Origin of the sequence: Synechococcus sp. H60.3, assembly GCF_047462295.1 — a bacterium.
GTDB lineage: Bacteria > Cyanobacteriota > Cyanobacteriia > Thermostichales > Thermostichaceae > Thermostichus.
This window is the reverse complement of sequence record NZ_JANSIY010000180.1, coordinates 1-2,996: the sequence shown is the minus strand read 5'-3', so window position 1 is coordinate 2,996 and position 2,996 is coordinate 1. Positions and strand designations below refer to the sequence as shown.

Genomic DNA, 2,996 nt, shown 5'->3' with positions numbered 1-2,996 from the left:
GGCAGAAGAAGAGACAAAAGCTCTGCTGTCAAGCGGGTGAGGAAACCCCACCCGCCTGCGCGGTGGGGTAGTTCATCGGAACTGGAGAATAGCAGATGGGTCAACCTCAACCCGGACGGGATGGTTACATTGTTAGCAAGATTTTTATCCAATAGCTGGAGTCGGCAGGATAAAAAGGTAACATCGCTCTATACCCGAGCTACCCTGCGCTAGGGGAAGAGCATCGGCCTCTCAGGGCACTGTCAATCGGCAGCAAACCTGCTATTATACATTGACCTCACTGACTCCATTTTTTGTGCTCTTGGATACAGAGATCCCATCTGTCCCGGTAACGGGAGGGATCGCTTAGCAGAGCTGCGCTCAGAAAACCCGGCTTGCCGCCTCTTGGCTCAGTTGCCGGCCAGATCTTTGCGGAAGCTCTGTAAGAGTGTTAAGAATGATTACATTAGTTGGTCATCCTCTCAGTTTTTCCACTTGTCCTTCTCAGCGCCGTGAAACGACTATGCTAGATCCCATTCCCCCTCCTGTCCTTGAAGAATACCTGTTGCAAGCAGGCATCATCGACCGCTCCCAACTGAGCTTGGCCAAAAAGCTGCAGCATCGCCAGCAAGGGCCGTTGCTGATGATCCTTTTGGAGCTGAGTTTCATCGATCTCGAGCAGCTCAGGCGCCTGCTGGATTTGGGCCGCACCTACGACCATGCTACAAACGCTGGATAGCCTTCAGCCCGGTTGGCAACAGCATCTGGCCCGCTGGTCTGCGGCTGGGCAGGGATCCCTGCTGCTGAAAAGTTGCGGGAAGAAGGATCTGGCGGAGCTGCGTCGTTTTTTACAGCAGTTCTGCGCCCCCAGCCAAGCGTTGACCTTGCTCACAGAAGACTTGCAGGTAGTGGACGGCCCCCTGACGCTGCAAAGCTGGGATCCGCAGGTCACAGGCTCTTTTGCCCATCTTTATCTGGAGCGCTCCGCGTCTGCACAGCACCTCAACCGCTTGGCGGCAATAGTGGCTCAGTTGCGCGCCCCCGACGGCTGTCCTTGGGATCGCGCCCAAACGCCCGAGTCGCTGACTCCCTATATCCTCGAAGAAGCCTACGAGACGGTGGCGGCCATTCGGGCTGGGGATCCGGCGGCCATTGTCGAAGAGCTAGGGGATCTGTTGCTGCAGGTGGTGTTGCAATCCCAGATCTTTGCCGAGCGAAACCACTTCGACCTGGAAACCGTAGCCGCGCGGATTGCCGATAAGCTGATCCGCCGTCACCCCCATGTGTTTGAGGATGCTCCGCAGTCAGATGTTTCCAGCCTTTCTGAGTTGCACCGCTCCTGGGAAGACATCAAGCAGAAGGAACAGCCACAGCAGACCCTCGGCCAGAAACTTCTCCACTACGCTGAAAGTTTGCCCCCCCTGATGGCGGCCCTGAAGATCTGCCAAAAAGTGGTGGGAGCGGGATTTGAGTGGCCGACGGTGGAGGGGATCTGGGCCAAGATCCGCGAGGAAGAGGCCGAACTGCGCCAAGAGCTGGAACGGGATCCCCCCGACCCGGCGCGACAGGAAGCCGAGTTGGGGGATCTGTTGTTTGCTCTGGTCAATTTGGGCCATTGGTATGGGCTGGATGCCGCGCAGGCCTTGACCCAGACCAATCTGCGCTTTGCCCGCCGTTTTTTGCGCATGGAAGAGCTGGCGCGGCAACCAACAGAAGCAGCGTTACCTGGCAGCGGCCAAGCCTCCCCGCTCCCTCTCCAAAGACTCACCCTCGCGGAGTTAGAGGCCCTCTGGCAACAGGCAAAGCAGGAGCACCCCTAATCTCTTTTCTGAACCATTTATCTAAACTGGGAAACCAGCCCGCGGGATCCCTCAGCGATTGTTGGGCAAATTCTGGATGGGAACAACCAGCTCTTGCACAGGCAGAGCCACGGGTTGGGAGGTGTCGCCGCTTAAGGAGCCGGATAGCCCAGAGGGAGGAGAGGCTGGAACCTCGCCGACGGGGCGCAGTTGCCAGCGGATGATCTGCTCGCCGCGGTAAAAGGTCACCAACAACTGATCCCCCTGCGATTGAATTTGCCAGGTGCCGTCGCCGCTGGTAACCGAAATCTGCCCGCCGGAAAAGGGCGCGTCCAACGCCGGCCCCGACTGCGTCCAAATGCGTCCGCCACCGGTTTCCAGAACCAGTTGCACCGTCGCCCCCTGCCCCTGACCGCTCAAGATCTGGCCGGTGCCACTCCAAACTCGGGTCTCTGTCTGAGCCACAGCGGGCTGCCCAAGCTGCAGAGCCATGAGCAACAGCCCTGCCCAGCCCCACTGACCTCGTAGCGCCCCCCTCCAACCGGGAGAGAAGAAAGAATAGCGAGAGAAAAAGGCCATTGCACCCACGTTAGTACCACACGCTGCAATAGGACTGAAACACACCAGAGAAGAAGAGAGAGAGCTTGAGGGAGTAATTCTTTACACAGTCCCTCTCACAGTCTATCGAAACTGTCGGGATCCCTCTGCGTTCTCTTGGGCTTGGGTTGAGCTGGCTGCCGAGATCCTCAGTTGTCTTGATCCCAATCTAGGTAATCCCCGCCCCCCCAGACAGGCTGCAACCTGAGCCTCTGGCTGCGGGGATCCCTAGCAACCGCTTCGCCAATGCGCAGAGCCAAGTCTGAAACCCAACTAAAATGGCAATCGTTGCTATTTCTTCGATTTAGCTTAATCGGCGGGAAGCCCTGCACTGTATGAGTGAATTGTGTTGACTCAGGAGCCAATCAGTGTCCGGATGAAAGCCGTTCGTGCTGCAATTGAGGAGCACAAGTTAAATCTCTGAAGAGTTTCCCGCCGTGGGTGGCACGGTGGCAGCACGCTGAGACCTCTGTACCAACAAGTCTGGGAAGCGTGAAGCCCGTACGCTATCGGTTCACGCAGCGTGGCGTAAGCCATGTTGTGTTTGCTCAACGAAGAGGAGTGGCGGGAGTCGTTCACACTGAGGCACTGCACCCGCCCCGTTACCTCTTTTTAGTTGTT

The 2,996-nt window shown here is 57.5% G+C and carries 3 protein-coding genes; 2 read left to right on the top strand and 1 reads right to left on the bottom strand.

Annotation, left to right across the window (positions count from 1 at the left end):
* Positions 1-502 precede the first annotated feature (502 nt).
* Both NW841_RS12510 and mazG read left to right on the top strand, forming a co-directional pair.
* The gene (locus tag NW841_RS12510) at positions 503-718 is read left to right on the top strand and encodes a DUF2949 domain-containing protein (RefSeq protein ID WP_414371684.1); all 216 of its coding nucleotides are present in this window, start codon (positions 503-505) and stop codon (positions 716-718) included.
* A complete protein-coding gene (mazG, locus tag NW841_RS12505) occupies positions 699-1,799 on the top strand; it encodes a nucleoside triphosphate pyrophosphohydrolase (protein ID WP_414386683.1) in 1,101 nt (366 codons plus the stop codon). Before NW841_RS12510 ends, mazG begins: the two co-directional genes overlap by 20 nt.
* Before the next feature lie 51 nt (positions 1,800-1,850).
* On the opposite strand, the gene NW841_RS12500 is transcribed toward mazG, so the two are convergent.
* Positions 1,851-2,357, bottom strand: coding sequence for a hypothetical protein (locus tag NW841_RS12500; protein WP_414365772.1), 507 nt, complete (start codon positions 2,355-2,357; stop codon positions 1,851-1,853).
* Between the last annotated feature and the right edge of the window lie 639 nt (positions 2,358-2,996).

Coding starts and splice junctions, on each gene's coding strand:
- NW841_RS12510 (WP_414371684.1), top strand. CDS start 503: ATGCTAGATCCCATTCCCCCTCCTGTCCTTGAAGAATACCTGTTGCAA.
- NW841_RS12500 (WP_414365772.1), bottom strand. CDS start 2,357: ATGGCCTTTTTCTCTCGCTATTCTTTCTTCTCTCCCGGTTGGAGGGGG.
- mazG (WP_414386683.1), top strand. CDS start 699: ATGCTACAAACGCTGGATAGCCTTCAGCCCGGTTGGCAACAGCATCTG.